Source organism: Streptomyces sp. NPDC107528, assembly GCF_055639295.1.
The window spans coordinates 177131-191649 of the sequence record NZ_JBVKAV010000003.1 but is presented as its reverse complement, the minus strand read 5'-3'; the positions used below and the strand labels follow the sequence as shown (position 1 = coordinate 191649).

Below are 14519 nucleotides of genomic sequence, written 5' to 3'. Positions count from 1 at the left end.
ACTACTCCTTGTCGGACTCACTGTCTGGGGCAAGCGGGTCGAGCGGTGCGTCGAGCAGGACCGCGAGGTCACGGGTGAACTCCCGCGCCCGCACGCTGTCCAGGCCGCCGAGAGGTGCCAGCAACTGCTGCAGGAGCCCGTGCACGACCTCGATCGCCTGCCGGGTCCGCTCCCGGCCCTGCTCGGTCAGCGCCAGCTGCACCGCGCGCGGGTCGCGGGGGTCCCGGGTGCGTTCGAGGAGGCCGGCGCTCTCCAGGGAGCGCGCCAGCTTGGAGACGTACAGCGGCTCCAGCCCGGTGTGGTCGGCCAGACGCCGCTGGCTGGGGCGCTCACCGTGGCGCTGCATGCCGTACAGCGAGGCCACCAGCGCGTACTGCGCGTGGGTGAGACCCAGCGGGGCCACGGCTCGGTCGACCGCGACCCGCCACTTCGTGGACAGGCGCCACACCAGGAAGCCGGGCGTGGCCTTCTCGGAACCCTTGCTCATGGCCAATACAGTACATGGCTACTATGTCCATGGCTACTATTTTCTCAACGGCATCCGGACAGCGCAGAGTGACGGACTGACGTGATGGCCCGGACAGGGCTAGTTTGGGCGCCATGAGCAATCTTGATCGCGAGGCGGTGCCCGCCATCTGCGGCGGCCGCGGTTTCGTCGTGGCAGAGCCCGTACGCGAACTCCTCAGCCCTCGCCGCGTCAAGCTCGGCGAATCCACCGAAGTCCGCCGCCTGCTGCCCAACCTGGGCCGGCGCATGGTCGGCGCCTGGTGCTTCGTCGATCACTACGGTCCCGACGACATCGCCGACGAGCCCGGCATGCAGGTGCCGCCGCACCCGCACATGGGTCTGCAGACGGTGAGTTGGCTGCACGAGGGCGAGGTGCTGCACCGGGACTCGACGGGCAGCCTCCAGACGATCCACCCGCGCGAGCTGGGCCTGATGACCTCCGGCCGGGCGATCAGCCACTCCGAGGAGAGCCCGAAGTCGCACGCCCGCCTCCTGCACGGCGCCCAGCTCTGGGTCGCCCTCCCGGACGGCCACCGCCACACCGACCCGCACTTCGAACACCACGCCGACCTGCCGGTCGTCACGGCTCAGGGCCTGCGGGCCACGCTGATCCTCGGCGGCCTCGACGGAGCGACCTCGCCCGGCACGACGTACACCCCGATCGTCGGCGCCGACCTCACGCTGTCGCGCGGCGCGGACGTACGCCTCCCTCTGGAGCCGGACTTCGAGTACGCCGTCCTGTCCATGTCCGGCGAGGCCCACGTGGACGGCGTGCCGGTACTCCCCGGCTCCATGCTCTACCTCGGCTGCGGCCGCACCGAACTCCCGCTGCGCGCCGAGTCGGACGCCGGCCTGATGCTCCTCGGCGGCGAGCCGTTCGAAGAGGAGCTGATCATGTTCTGGAACTGGATCGGGCGGACGCAGGAGGAGATCGAACAGGCCCGCGCCGACTGGATGACCGGTACCCGGTTCGGGGAGGTGAAGGGCTACGACGGGGACCCGCTGCCTGCCCCCGCGTTGCCGGCGGTGGCGTTGAAGCCGCGAGGGAGGGTTCGTTGACCTGCGAAAATGCCTGAAGCCAGGCGGCCGGTGAACGAGCGGGAGACGGTCCGCCGTCGCCTCGGTGTTCGGGCTCGCCGCGCAGCCGCTCCGATGCGTGAGAGCGGCACCGGGGCGGCTGCGGCCGGCGGCGACCCCAAAGGATCGTCGCGGGTCGTCCGGGTGGCTACGGCCGCAGGCCGCTGAGCAGCGACGCGGTCTTGGCGAAGGTGAACGGGCCGGTGTTCCAATCGGGGGAGACCGGGGTGATGGAGACCTTCTGGGCGGTCACGGCTTCGACATCCCCTCCCTTCGCGGCGGGCTGCTGGACGACGTTGACGTTGACCTTCCACGTGCCGTCACCGTTGTCGGTGTAGTCCGCCTTGAGGAACTGCTGGGGGTCCTGGGTGGTGAGGGCGGTGCCGCGGGCGGTTCCCGTTCCGTCCGCGCCGATCACCGGGTGGTTGACGTTGAGGCCGACGCCAACGGGCAGCAGGCGGCCGGACTTCGCGCGGTCCTCGAGCCGATCGATGAGCTTGACCGTGAAGTCGCTGGTCGGCTTCATCGCGTTGACGGTGGGCTCGTAGACGGGCGCGGAGAGACCGCCGGTGCTCACGGCGATGGCGGGCACGCCCTGTTCCAGTGCGGCGATCGCACCGCCCACCGTGCCCGAGTGTGTGGCCAGTCCCGCGACGTTCGGGCCGAAGTTGGTGCCGGAGACCACCAGATCCGGTGCCCGGTCGGCGAACACCTCGGAGAGGCCGAAGGCCACCGAGTCGCCGGGAGTGCCCTCGACGGCCCACACGCGGGGTTCCGGGTGCTTCACCGTCACCGTACTCGCGCTCGATATCTTCGTCCCCGCGCCGCTCTGGTTGGTGAGCGGGGCGACAATCGTGACCTCGTGCCCGGCGGCCGTCAGCCGGTCGAACATGATCCGGATGCCGGGTGCGTCGTAGCCGTCGTCGTTGGTGAGCAGGATGCGCAGCGGACCGTGTGTGTCGCCCGGCGACGAAGCCGTCGCCGGCGTCGTGACGCCCAGGGCGGGCACGCACAACACCAGGGCGGCCAGCGGTAGAACTCGCTTGCGTCTCATGCGGTACTCCTTGGAAGCGTGAGGGTCGAGGGCAGGACCGGCGGACGCACGAACCCTCGGCGTGCGTCCGCCGGGGTAGGGGTCCCGGGCGCGGATGGGCCGGTCGAAGCGGCTGTCAGCGCACTCCGCGAATCGGCAGGATCGCCAGCGCACCGAGGAGCGCGAGGACGCCGCCCGTCAGGAAGAGAGGGCCGTAGCCCCCCGTGACGGTCACGACGGCCGAGGCGACGAAGGGGGCGATGATCTGGGGTCCGGCGTTGGCGATGTTCAGCACGCCCATGTCCCGCGCAACGTCCTCGGCCTTCGGCAGCACCAGGGTGACGAGAGCGGTGTCCACCGCCATGAAGCAGCCGAACGCCAGGCCGTTGAGGACACTGAACGCCAGCATGCCGGGCCAGGTCGGGCTGATGACCGGAATCACGGTGACGAGGCCGGCGAGAGCCGCCGACACGCCGACGAACACCTTGCGCCGGTTCCAGCGGTCGGACAGGACTCCGCCGACGACGGTCGAGACCGCCATGGCCACCATGGACACCGGTGTCAGGACCGCCATCGCCTCGGTGGGCTCCATGCCGTCCGGCAGTGCGATGTGGTCGTCCAGGATGTACAGCTGGTAGCCGACGACGGAGAAGTAGCCGAGTACCAGCAGGGCCCGTCCGATGAATGCCCAGCGGAAGTCGTGGTGGGACAGCGCGGAGAGGAAGGCGGCGATCTTGGCCTGGCGGGACGCCTCGGGCGTCGTCCGCTGCCGGGGCACGTCGCGGAAGAAGAACGACAGCAGCGCGGCCGACCCGGCGACCGTGGCGCCCAGAATCAGGTAGCCCGTGGTGAGGTTGTCGGCGGTACGTGAGGCGATCAGCACCCCCAGCGTGCCGCCGACCGGCAGAGCGAGGCCCACGAGTGCGGAGGCGGCGCCGCGCCGGGAGTGAGGGACCCGGTCGGGCACGATGGCGGTCACCGCGGCCTGGTAGGTGTTCATGGTCGCCTGCACCAGGCACCAGCCGATGCCGAGCAGGAGTGCCGTACGTACCGTGCCCAGGAAGACCAGGCCTGCGCACGAGAGGAACGCCCCGCCGAGGATCCACGGATTCCGCTTGCCGGAGCGGTCGGAGAGTGCGCCCGCGATCGGGTTGAAGGCGGTGGCGAAGATCGCGCTGACGCCTCCGATGACGCCCAGGACGGCCACCTTGTTGGCGGGGTCGATCGATGCGATCTGCATGGGGAGGAGAACGGAGCCGACTCCCATGTAGACCGCCAGCATCGAGGAGTTGGCGATCAGGAGAAGCAGCAGCAGCCCTCTTTGACGGGGTACTTCTGTGGCCGCTTTCTGCGGCTGGATCAGCTCCGCGGCGCTCATCGTGACTCCCGTGCGGTGGGGCGGGCGCTCGCGGCGCGAGGGGACGGGCAGACAGGCATGTCGACTCCTCAGGAGGTGGTGCGGGGGCAGGGCGCCGGAGGGGCCGGCCGGGTGCGGCGGGCACGGAACGGGTGCACCCCGAAGCGATCTAGTTACACGTGTTACCTACCGGGCAGACATTGTGTAGCACCGTTCCCGGGGCTGCGCCAGGGTGGAGCGCGAGCTGTTCCATGTCGTGACCTGTCGCAGGCCGCCGCGGGCGGCGCTCTTGTGTCTGCCCTTGGGTCCTCGCCGCACCGCGGGTGAAACGAGGCTCGCGGCGCCGGGTCCGCGCATCGCCGGCGACCCCGCATGCGCCGTACGCCGTCGGGTCGAGTTCTGAGGTGCAGCCCCTCCGCGTGCTCCCGCGACGCTTGCGCTCGCGTGGACCCGGGATGCGTCAACTCCGCTGACGGTGCGTTTGTTTGAGCGTTCGCGCAGTAGCGAAGGGCCGTCGCGGCGGAGGCGAGCCGGAACACCGGTCACCACGTCGGCCCTTCGAACGAATCGGCCTCGGGGGCGAGTAAGTTGTGTAGCGATTCGTTGACGTCCGTAAAATTTAATGCATACCGTGTCGATGGGGCGTGCCTTGGCGCACCCCCTCCAGCCGGGCCCGCCGAGCGGGGATGATGAAGGAGAGACCGACCATGACCGACCTGTCTGCTGCCGCTGCGCCATATGTGGATCTTCCGGCGGGCCGAATGCGGGGGAGCGCGGAAGGAGGGGGCGCCGTCTTCAAGGGGGTGCCCTACGCCGCCCCGCCCGTAGGGAAACTGAGGTGGCGGCCTGCGCAGCCTCACCCCGGGTGGACCGGTGTCCGGGAAGCGGTGGCATTCGGGCCCAGTGCGCCGCAGCCGTTCATCGAGGGGGGCGACCCGGTGCTGGGCGGGCACGGGTTCCCGCCGTTCGACGAAGACTGTCTGACCCTCAATGTGTGGACACCCGCGGCGGACGACGCCCGGCGGCCGGTCATGGTGTGGATCCACGGCGGAGGCTTCGTCTCAGGGTCCGGGTCCCTGCCGTACTACTCCGGCGAGAACCTTGCCCGCGACGGCGACATCGTCGTGGTGACCCTCAACTACCGTCTGGGCCCCCTGGGTTACCTCTACCTAGGCCCCGACCGTGACGAGCCGGAGCCGGGAAACTTCTGGCTCACGGACCAGCTGGCCGCCCTGCGCTGGGTGCACGAGAACATCGCGCACTTCGGCGGCGACCCGGACAGCATCACGGTCGCCGGTCAGTCGGGCGGCGCGCTGTCCACCGCGGCGCTGGCGGGGCATCCCGCTGCTCGAGGTCTGGTCCACCGGATCATCCTGCAGAGCGCGCCCTTCGGGCTGTCGCTTCCCGACCCCGCGGCCTGTGCCGAGCGCACCGACATGTTCCTCAAGGCGGTGGGTGTGAGCGACGTCGAGGCGCTGCGCCAGGTCCCGTGGCAGCGGCTGGTCGAGGCGACGATGGCGCTGTTCGGGGCGTGTGCCCGTTGGGGGTACTGGCCCACGCCCTTCCTCCCCGTCGTCGACGGCGTCACGTTGTCCCGTCACCCCGTCGAATCCCTGCTCTGCGACGGCACCGCGGACTTGGACGTCATGATCGGCTGGACCCGCGACGAGGCCAACTTCCATTTCGCTCTCCCGGGAGCCGGCTATGAGTCGGCGACCAGGAGGCAGGTGCTCGGCCGGATCGCGGACACATTCGGAGACGAGGCCCCCGAGGTGTATGCCGCCTATGAACGCACCCGGCCCGGTTCACGGCCCGTGGACGTGCTGATGGATCTGGTCAGCGACGAACTGTTCCGCGTTCCTGCCCTGCAAGTGGCGGAGGGGCGGGCGCAGATGGGGCGGCCGGTGTGGGCGTATCAGTTCGACTTCGCGACGCCCGCTCACCAAGGCCGGCTGGGGGCGGCCCACTGCCTTGAACTTCCCTTCGTCTTCGGCAACTTCGACAACTGGTCCGGGGCGCCGTTCGTCGAAGGGATCGAATCCGGCGTCCGTCAGGGCCTGACGCGCAGCATGCACCGGGCATGGATCTCCTTCGTGCGTGACGGACGTCCTGACCACCCGGGACTTCCGGAGTGGCCGGTCTACGAGGTCGGCGGTCGCTCCACGATGCGCTTCGACTCGGTCGTCTCGGCGATCGACGATCTGGCTGGTCACTCCCGCCTGCTGCATCTCGGTGCAACCCGATAGCCGCTCTCACGAAGGAGCCGCAAGGCCTTCCTTCTGTCGCGTTACACGTGTAACCTCAGGTCGGCTGCCAACTGAGGGGAGTGGCCGCCCCCGGTCCCATGCGACTTGACCGCATGGGACCGGGCACGCCAGCCCCTGTTGTCGACGCGCTGCCTCCGCCGCCGGGCCCGTCCGGCCGCTTCACCGATCGCGGCGCGGTCACCGGTTGAATTGGATCCTTCATGCCACTGACACCTCCCGCCCGCCCGCGCCTGCTGACCGCTCCTTGCGGCACTGTGTTCCGGGACCTCAACGGCAACGGCACCATGGAGCCGTACGAGAATCCCCGCCTGCCCGTGGACGACCGTGTGCGTGATCTGCTGGGGCGCATGACCCTGGAGGAGAAGGCCGGGCTGCTCTTCCAGACGATGATCACCATGAACGACGACGGTTCGCTCATGGAGCCGGAGCCCGGGGCGCCAGACGACGACCCGATGCGCGCCTCCACGTCCCGCATGGTGACGGCGAATTGCATGAACCACTTCAACCTCTTCGGGGCCGCAGCTCCCCGCCGCATGGCCGAGTGGAACAACCGCATCCAGGACCTCGCCGCAGGTACCCGCCTGGGTATTCCGGTGACCGTCTCCACCGACCCCCGCAACGGCTTCGTCGACAATCCGGCCGCTGCGGTGCAGACGCGGGGCTTCTCGCTCTGGCCCGAGCCGTTGGGGCTGGCGGCCATCGGCGACGAGGACCTGGTCCTGCGCCACGCCGACATCGTCCGCCAGGAGTACCTGGCCGTGGGCATCCGCCTGGCGCTGCACCCGATGGCCGACCTCGCCACGGAGCCTCGATGGGCGCGAAATCTGGGGACCTTCGGCTCCGACGCGGCCACGGCTGCCCGTCTGATCGCCGCCTGCATCCGCGGCCTCCAGGGAGAGTCCCTCGGCCCGGACAGCGTCAGCACGATGACGAAGCACTTCCCGGGCGCCGGCCCGCAGAAGGACGGTGAGGACGCCCACTTCCCCTACGGCCGTGAGCAGGTCTACCCGGGCGACAACCTCGACTACCACCTGATCCCGTTCGAGGCCGCGTTCGCCGCCGGAACCTCGCAAGTCATGCCCTACTACGCCATGCCGGTGGGCACCGACTACGAGGAGGTCGGCTTCGGGTTCAACAAGGGCGTCATCACCGGGCTGCTGCGGGAGAAGTACGGCTTCGGCGGCATCGTCTGCACCGACTGGGGCCTGGTGACCGACTCGACCATCTTCGGCGCGCCCTTCCCGGCCCGCGCATGGGGCGTGGAGCATCTCGACCGGCTCGCCCGGGTGGAGCGGATCCTCGACGCCGGTGCCGACCAGCTCGGCGGCGAAGCGGCACCCGAGCTGATCGCGGAACTCGTACGCGACGGAAAGGTGTCGCTGGGCCGCATCGACACGTCGGCGGCACGACTCCTCCGGGAGAAGTTCGTGCTGGGTCTGTTCGACAACCCCTACGTCGATCCCGACGAGGCCGAACGCATCTGCGGGAACAGTGAGTTCACCGCGGAGGGCCTGGCCGCTCAGAGCCGCTCCGTGACCGTGCTGAAGGACCGCCCGCTCGGCGCCGCGACACCCGTGCTTCCTCTCGCCGCCGGCACGAGGATCCATGTCCGGGGCGTCGACCCGGAGGTGGCGGGCCGGTACGGCACCGTGGTGGCGACACCGGCAGAAGCCGACGTCGCCGTCCTGCGCATCAGCGCCCCCTTCGAGCAGCGGACGCAGGGCTTCGAAAGCTTCTTCCGGGCCGGCAGGCTCGATTTCACCGCCGAAGAACTGCGGCCGATCCTGGAGGTCGTTCAGGCGGTGCCCACGGTCGTCGACGTTTTCCTCGACCGACCCGCCGCCCTGCCGGAAATCGCCGATCAGTCGGCCGCTCTTGTGGCCAACTACGGTGCCTCGGACACCGCCCTGCTGGATGTGCTGTTCGGGAGGGTGCGGGCCGAGGGGCGCCTTCCCTTCGAACTTCCCCGGTCCATGGCGGCCGTTGTCGCCGGCCGGGAGGACGTCCCCAATGACTCGGCCGACCCGCTCTTTCCCCACGGCCACGGCCTCTAGGCTCTCGACCGGTCGACCTTGACGTGGACGCATCGCCGCCGAGTCATCGGCGGCGATGCGCGGTTGTCCGGAGCCGGCTGCCGGCCCGGAGAACACAGGTGGCTGCGGAGAACCCGAACCGTCGCGGGACGGACGAGGTCACCACCCGGTGAGGGAGTTCCACCAGCCCCACCGTTGCGATGCTTCTCCCTCCTGCGCCGGCACGGTCCGTGTCCTCTCCGGAACCACCATCACGGTCGGCAGGTCGTGAGGTACCTCGGTGCGGTGCGCAGGAGTCGCCCGGGCGAATTCGACCGGCAACTCGGCCGGTCCGCTCGACCACATGGACCGCTGTGCGGCACGGGCGGACCCCGAGTGGACCGGCTGTGGCTCGGGAAGCCGACGCAGTGCGGCATCCACCGCCGTCTCGGCGATCAGCCGGGCCAGGTCCTTGGCGGGGCAGCCATGAGCGCCCGTTCCCCAGGCCAGGTGCGCGCGGTTGCTCGTGCGTGCGGCACCGCCGCCGCCATGGACCGCCGGGTCGGTGTTGGCGGCCGCCAGGCACGGAATGAGCAGGTCACCCGCGCGGATCGGGTGTCCGGCGAGCATCAGGTCCTTCGTGGCCCACCTGCCGGGGATGTTCGGGACGGGCGGGTCGGCCATGAGCGTCCGCTCGAGAACGTCCGCCGGGGTGAGGCGGCCGGTCGCCACCAGCGCGTTCACGTGGCTGTCGGACAGGAGGAGCCGCAGGGCGTTGCCGATCCAGTCGACGGTGCTGCGAGCGCCGTAGAGCAGAAGCTGCACGAGGTTGTGCGCGATCTCGGTCTCCGTCAGCGTGGTCGCGTGAGCCATCCAGGACGCGAGGTCCGGGCCGGGTGCGGCGATCCTGGTCTGCGTCAACCGGCGCACCGCCTCCAGCAGTTCGGCATCCGCATCAGCGGCGTCGTCGGCGGTGTCGGTGATGGCGATCACCAGTGCCTCCAGCGCCGGAGCCGATGCGGGGGAGAAGCCGACCAGTTGGGCGAAGACGGCCCAGACCAAGGGGCGGCTGTACTCGGTGACCAGATCCGCGCTCGTCCGCTGTGCCCAGTGGTCGATGAGGCCGTCGGCCCGTAGTTGGACCACCAGGCGCAGGCGCCGCAGATCGATCTGTTCGAGGACGCCGGTCACGGCCTGGCGGTGCCGCCTGTGCTCGTCCATGGAGAGGCGGGAGACCGCCGGACGCCAGCCGAGCATCGCCAGCAGTGGTGCGTCCGGCGGCAGTCCGGCGTCGGTGACAGCGTTCCAGCACCGCGCGTCGGAGGAAAAGGGGTGCTCGTTCCAGATCACCTCCAAGGCTGCCTGGTGACCCAGGACCAGCCATGCGGTGACTCCCGGATGGATGCTGACGGGGGCGGCGGAGCCCCAGGCGTGCCGCATCTCGTCATACCCGCGGATTGGGTTCATGAGATCGCTCTCAGCCTCTCTGCACTTGCGAGGAAGGTCCTGTTCGAGCCATGAGGTGTGCGCACGCGGATCGGCGACGGGGTGCGCGCGGAAAGGCGACGGCGTGCGCGACGATTCGGCACGGCTCTGGTCGACCTGGGGTTCACCCAGAATGGGTGACACGTGTAAAATATCGAGTTTCCATTACGCAGGTCAATGCTTCGGAATATCCCTCGGTGTGATGCCCACACCGCGGCACGGTGACCCGTTTGTAACGCGTGTAACCTGGTCTCTCGTACGAAATCCAGAACCGCACGTGACAGGGTGATGCACGCGATGGCCCAGGAGTCGAACGCGACGGCGTCGATCACCAGCGCGGACGTGGCCCGACTGGCCGGAGTGTCGCGGGCCACGGTCTCCTTCGTCCTCAACAACACCCAGGCACACCGCGTGAGCGACGCGACGCGGGCGCGGGTGCTGGCCGCAGCCCAGCAGCTGGGATACGTCCCCCATGCCGCGGCGCGGTCACTGCGCGCCGGACGCAGCAACCTCGTGCTGATTCCCGCGTCGGTCGCGGCGGTCGGCGGCCTGGTCAGCAGCTGGCTCGACGATCTGCACACCGAGCTGGAGCGGCACGGCTTCATCGCGGTGCTGCACGCGGGCCGGTACACCGACGCGGCCGCCGGCGCCCGCGCCTGGGCGGAGCTGCGTCCGGCCGCGGTCCTGGCGCTGGACGGGGACAGGTTGACGAGCCGCGCGGTCGACGTGCTCCAGCGGGCCGGGGTTCCCGCCCTCCTCGCCTTCGCAGCGAGCCCCGTCGCGGGGGCCCACACGTTCGCCTTCGACCACGCCAGGATCGGCGAGGTCGCGGCGGAGCACCTGGTGTCGAGGGGCCGTGAGCGGATCGGTGTGATCATGCCGGGCGAACGCGGGCTGGACATCTTCGCGCAGCCCCGCCTGGCCGGCGCCCGGGGCGTCGCCTCACGCAGTGCCGCCACGGTCACTCCCGTCCCGATGAACTACACCCGGGAGTCGGCGGCCGAACTGGCGGACCGGTGGCCGAGCCTCGGCCTCGACGCGGTGTTCGCCTACAACGACGAGTACGCCACCCTGCTCATGCACGCCCTCCAGGACCGCGGCATCGTCGTCCCGGAAGAGGTCGCGGTCGTGGGCGCCGACGACCTCGTACCCTCCGCTCTGCAACGCCCGCCGCTCACCACGGTGCGACTGGAAGTGCCGTCACCTGCGCAGGTTGCGGACACCATCGATGCGCTGATCAAGGGCACCGGTGTTCCCGGCCTGCCACTGAACGACGCCGTGCTGGTTGCCCGGCAGTCGTCGTGACGGGCGTTCCCGGGCGGCCACCGGTGCGAAGGCACGCCAGAGGGGGAGCGCCGCGCCCGCCTCGATCACCGCGCCCGCTCTGACAACCGCGCCCCGCCCCGATCGACGCGCCGGCCACGGTTTCGCTGAGCCAGTGGGCGCTGAGCCAGGTGCGGCTCCCCAACATGGCCGACACGAACGTGCCGCCGATCGCCCACCACCACCGGCGCCCACGACCACCACGAGCAGTGCGGCGGCGGAGCGCCCGGAGGCGCAAGAGCCGTGGTCCACGCGTATCAGGGGATGCGCGGGGCACGTCGATGCACGGGCCCGGGGCCGAAGCGGGGAAGGGACCCGAAACCACGGCATCGACACCAGCCGTACGCGCACGGTGGCCGTGCGCCTGGGGGCCTGAGGGGCACTCAGCGGGCAGCGGCCTCAGGCGCCTTCAGGTGACGTGCGAGGAAGTCGACGCTCTGGGTCACGATCGGTACGACGTCCTGCACGCCCAGGAAGATGTGATCCGCCTCCGGGACGGGCTGCAACGTCACGTCCGCCTCGATCTGTTCGAGCGCCGCGGCGAGAACCTCGCTCTGGCCGTACGGCACCAGGCCGTCCTTCGTGCCGTGGATCAGGAGGAACGGCGGCGGCGGAGAACCTGCCGTCACATGGGTGACCGGGCTGGCGATCGCGGCCCGTGTCACGAGTTCCTCACCGGTGGTGCCTCCCAGAAGCGCTGTGAACGGGTTGGGATAGTCGAGCCCGGGGGCGGCCGGCAGGGTGTGCGAGAGGAGAGATATCAGGTCCGAGACGCCGTACCAGTCGACAACGGCGCGCACCGAACTGCTCTCCTCGGTGCTTCCTTCGCCGCCCTCGAGATCGGTGTGCCGGCGATCGTCCGTACCGACGAGACCGGTGAGAGCGGCCAGGTGACCTCCCGCGGATTCGCCCCATACGCCGATGCGGTCGCCGTCGATCCCGAGGGTGTCCGCGAAGCGGCGCACATAGCGGATGGCGGCCTTGACGTCGTGCAGCTGCGCCGGGAACGGAGCCTCCAGGCTGTGCCGGTAGTCGACGGAGACAAGGGCCAGACCGGCCCGCAGAACGGATCCGTGCAGTAGCTCGACGGGGATGGTGGGCGGCGGGTAGCGCCGGTCTCCCTCCAGCCAGCCGCCTCCGTGGATCCAGATGACGGCCGGCACGGGTTCCGTGCTCGCCGGCACCTGGACGTCCAGCAGGCGCGGGCGGTAGCCCGGGCTCGTCGCGTACGTGACTCCGTCGAAGCGACGGACGCCCTCCGGGCTGACCAGGGCGGGAGGCGGGGCCAGGAAGGGCGGGGGAGGCCACCCGAGGCCGAGCTCGGCGGGCGGTGACTGCGTCATGTGTGCCTCGATTCTGGGTCGCACGGCTGGTGTGGTGTGGCTCGGCGGCCGGTCGCGCCGCAGGGGCGGTGGTTCAGCGACCCTGCGAGGGGAGCGCTGGGCTCCGGCCGGGAAAATGTCCGGAATGTATTGCGCGTAGGACCGCCGGCAGCCACGATGTTACACGTGTAACGCGCCGGACGGCAGGCGTGAGTCGCGAACGGCTCCCGTCGAGCCTGTCCGGCTGCCCCGCACTGCTCGTTCGTGCCGCCTCGCGGGTGCAGCGCACGAGGCCCCGGCGGTTGCCGACCGTCGTGAAGTCCCTGTTGGCCGCGGAGTTGGCGTCCGGTGCGGTGTGTCACGCGTGCCGCGGGCGGCCCTGAAGGGACCTCCGTCCCAGATTTATAGCGAAAGATTGACTGCCGTCATAAAAGCTGGATACTTGCTGCACTCTCCCTGCTGCCCCGAGACGAGGTGCACCCCATGGAGCTCTCCCCGTCCGCACATGTGGACTCCTTCTGCCGCGATCGCCTCCCACCCTTCTCCCTGTGGCCCGAACTCCACTACGACCTCCCCGAGTTGAGCTATCCGGCGCGGCTCAACTGCGCCGCACGGCTGCTCGACGACGCCGTCGAGCGCTGGGGCGCCGACCGCCCCTGTCTCCTGACGCCCACCGAGTCGTGGAGCTACGGTGACCTGCTGCGCCGGGCCAATCAGATCGCCCGCGTCCTGACCGAGGACTTCGGTGTCCGGCCCGGCAACCGCGTCCTGTTGCGCGGACCCAACAATCCCTGGCTCGTCGCCACCTGGTTCGGTGTTCTGAAGGCGGGCTGCGTCGCGGTCACCACCATGCCGTTGCTGCGCGCCGCGGAACTGAGGCAACTGCACGAGATCAGCCTTCCGGTCGTCGCCGTGTGCGATCACCGTTTCCTGGACGAACTGAGCGCCGCCGATGCGCCGGGCATGAGCGTCATCGCCTACGGCGGCGGCACGGCGGACGACCTCGTCGCGCGCTGCGCCACCAAGGACCCGACGTTCCACAACGTCGACACCGCCGCGGACGACGTGGCGCTGATCGCCTTCACGTCCGGAACCACCGGGCGGCCGAAGGCCACGCTGCACTTCCATCGCGACGTCCTCGTCAACGCCGACACGTTCTCGCGGCACGTCCTGAAACCCCGCCCGGACGACGTCTTCACGGGAACTCCGCCGCTCGCCTTCACCTTCGGCCTCGGGGGACTGGTCGTCTTCCCCCTGCACGCCGGCGCGGCCTCCCTGCTGCTGGAACAGGCCACACCGGACCAACTGGCCGAACATGTCGCCGAGTACGGCGTCACCGTGCTGTTCACCGCGCCCACCGCATACCGGTCGATCATGGCTGCGGGAAAGGCGGACCGTCTCGCGCGGCTGCGCCGCTGCGTGTCCGCGGGTGAGGCGCTCCCGGCGCAGGTCTGGGAGGACTTCCACGCCGCCACCGGTTTGCGCATCATCGACGGCATCGGTGCCACGGAGATGCTGCACGTGTTCATCTCCGCCGCGGACGACGACATACGCCCCGGCTCAACGGGCAGGCCCGTCCCCGGGTACCGGGCGAGGGTCGTCGACGAGACCGGCGCATCCGTGCCCGACGGAGAGCCCGGACTGCTCGCCGTGACCGGCCCCACCGGATGCCGCTACCTGGACGACCCCCGGCAGACGACCTACGTGCAGAACGGCTGGAACATCACCGGCGACACCTACATCCGGGACGCGGACGGCTACTTCTGGTACGTGGCCCGCAGTGACGACATGATCGTGTCCTCCGGTTACAACATCGCCGGCCCCGAGGTCGAGAAAGCCCTGGTCACCCACCCGTACGTCGCAGATTGCGCTGTCGTGGGAGCCCCGGACGAACGCCGCGGGATGATCGTGAAGGCGTACGTCGTACTCAGACCGGGCGTCACCGGCGACGAGGTCACGACCAAGGAACTCCAGAACCACGTGAAGCAGGCCATCGCGCCCTACAAGTACCCCCGGGCCGTCGAGTTCGTCACCGACCTGCCCCGCACGATCAACGGCAAACTGCAGCGGTCCGAACTGCGCAAGCACGCCCTGGGCGCGTCGCAAGGCACTCTCGTGGATGCGCCCGGCCCGCTG

General features: G+C 69.9%; 9 protein-coding genes and 1 pseudogene. 5 read left to right on the top strand and 5 right to left on the bottom strand.

All coding sequences use genetic code 11. The features are described 5' to 3' along the window. Nucleotide 1 precedes the first annotated feature (1 nt). Entirely contained in the window at nt 2-487 is a 486-nt protein-coding gene (locus tag ACZ7L5_RS10625) for a MarR family winged helix-turn-helix transcriptional regulator (RefSeq protein WP_471516127.1), read from the bottom strand. A gap of 113 nt (nt 488-600) precedes the next feature. On the opposite strand from ACZ7L5_RS10625, the gene ACZ7L5_RS10620 reads away from it, so the two are divergent. Beyond that, nucleotides 601-1566: a pirin family protein gene (locus ACZ7L5_RS10620; RefSeq protein ID WP_471516125.1), complete on the top strand. Its 966-nt coding sequence runs from the start codon at nt 601-603 to the stop codon at nt 1564-1566. A 166-nt stretch (nt 1567-1732) separates the two neighbouring features. Here ACZ7L5_RS10620 and surE read toward each other — a convergent pair whose 3' ends face one another. After that, on the bottom strand, nt 1733-2638 hold the full coding sequence (gene surE / locus ACZ7L5_RS10615; RefSeq protein ID WP_471516123.1) for a 5'/3'-nucleotidase SurE: 906 nt from the start codon (nt 2636-2638) through the stop codon (nt 1733-1735). A 115-nt stretch (nt 2639-2753) separates the two neighbouring features. Further along, the gene (locus ACZ7L5_RS10610) at nt 2754-3995 is read right to left on the bottom strand and encodes an MFS transporter (protein ID WP_471516121.1); all 1242 of its coding nucleotides are present in this window, start codon (nt 3993-3995) and stop codon (nt 2754-2756) included. Nucleotides 3996-4660: 665 nt separating this feature from the next. Between ACZ7L5_RS10610 and ACZ7L5_RS10605 the strand changes: the two genes are divergently transcribed. Beyond that, entirely contained in the window at nt 4661-6220 is a 1560-nt protein-coding gene (locus ACZ7L5_RS10605) for a carboxylesterase/lipase family protein (RefSeq protein ID WP_471516119.1), read from the top strand. Between the two features lie 221 nt (nt 6221-6441). Next, complete coding sequence (locus tag ACZ7L5_RS10600; protein WP_471516117.1) at nt 6442-8295, top strand: glycoside hydrolase family 3 protein; 1854 nt, start codon at nt 6442-6444, stop codon at nt 8293-8295. 138 nt (nt 8296-8433) lie between these two features. On the opposite strand, the gene ACZ7L5_RS10595 is transcribed toward ACZ7L5_RS10600, so the two are convergent. Further along, the gene (locus ACZ7L5_RS10595; protein WP_471516115.1) at nt 8434-9720 is read right to left on the bottom strand and encodes a cytochrome P450 family protein; all 1287 of its coding nucleotides are present in this window, start codon (nt 9718-9720) and stop codon (nt 8434-8436) included. Nucleotides 9721-10026: 306 nt separating this feature from the next. Here ACZ7L5_RS10595 and ACZ7L5_RS10590 point away from each other — a divergent pair, with 306 nt between their 5' ends. Next, a complete protein-coding gene (locus ACZ7L5_RS10590; RefSeq protein WP_471516113.1) occupies nt 10027-11043 on the top strand; it encodes a LacI family DNA-binding transcriptional regulator in 1017 nt (338 codons plus the stop codon). Between the two features lie 401 nt (nt 11044-11444). On the opposite strand, the gene ACZ7L5_RS10585 is transcribed toward ACZ7L5_RS10590, so the two are convergent. After that, entirely contained in the window at nt 11445-12404 is a 960-nt protein-coding gene (locus ACZ7L5_RS10585; protein ID WP_471516112.1) for an alpha/beta hydrolase fold domain-containing protein, read from the bottom strand. 462 nt (nt 12405-12866) lie between these two features. On the opposite strand from ACZ7L5_RS10585, the pseudogene ACZ7L5_RS10580 reads away from it, so the two are divergent. Further along, nucleotides 12867-14486: pseudogene (locus ACZ7L5_RS10580) on the top strand (benzoate-CoA ligase family protein); the annotation flags it as partial. Between the last annotated feature and the right edge of the window lie 33 nt (nt 14487-14519).

Excerpts from the sequence above, each read along its gene's own strand:
- ACZ7L5_RS10610 (WP_471516121.1), bottom strand. The coding sequence starts at position 3,995 with ATGAGCGCCGCGGAGCTGATCCAGCCGCAGAAAGCGGCCACAGAAGTA.
- ACZ7L5_RS10620 (WP_471516125.1), top strand. The coding sequence starts at position 601 with ATGAGCAATCTTGATCGCGAGGCGGTGCCCGCCATCTGCGGCGGCCGC.
- ACZ7L5_RS10590 (WP_471516113.1), top strand. The coding sequence starts at position 10,027 with ATGCACGCGATGGCCCAGGAGTCGAACGCGACGGCGTCGATCACCAGC.
- ACZ7L5_RS10605 (WP_471516119.1), top strand. The coding sequence starts at position 4,661 with ATGATGAAGGAGAGACCGACCATGACCGACCTGTCTGCTGCCGCTGCG.
- ACZ7L5_RS10585 (WP_471516112.1), bottom strand. The coding sequence starts at position 12,404 with ATGACGCAGTCACCGCCCGCCGAGCTCGGCCTCGGGTGGCCTCCCCCG.
- ACZ7L5_RS10595 (WP_471516115.1), bottom strand. The coding sequence starts at position 9,720 with ATGAACCCAATCCGCGGGTATGACGAGATGCGGCACGCCTGGGGCTCC.
- ACZ7L5_RS10625 (WP_471516127.1), bottom strand. The coding sequence starts at position 487 with ATGAGCAAGGGTTCCGAGAAGGCCACGCCCGGCTTCCTGGTGTGGCGC.
- ACZ7L5_RS10600 (WP_471516117.1), top strand. The coding sequence starts at position 6,442 with ATGCCACTGACACCTCCCGCCCGCCCGCGCCTGCTGACCGCTCCTTGC.
- surE (WP_471516123.1), bottom strand. The coding sequence starts at position 2,638 with ATGAGACGCAAGCGAGTTCTACCGCTGGCCGCCCTGGTGTTGTGCGTG.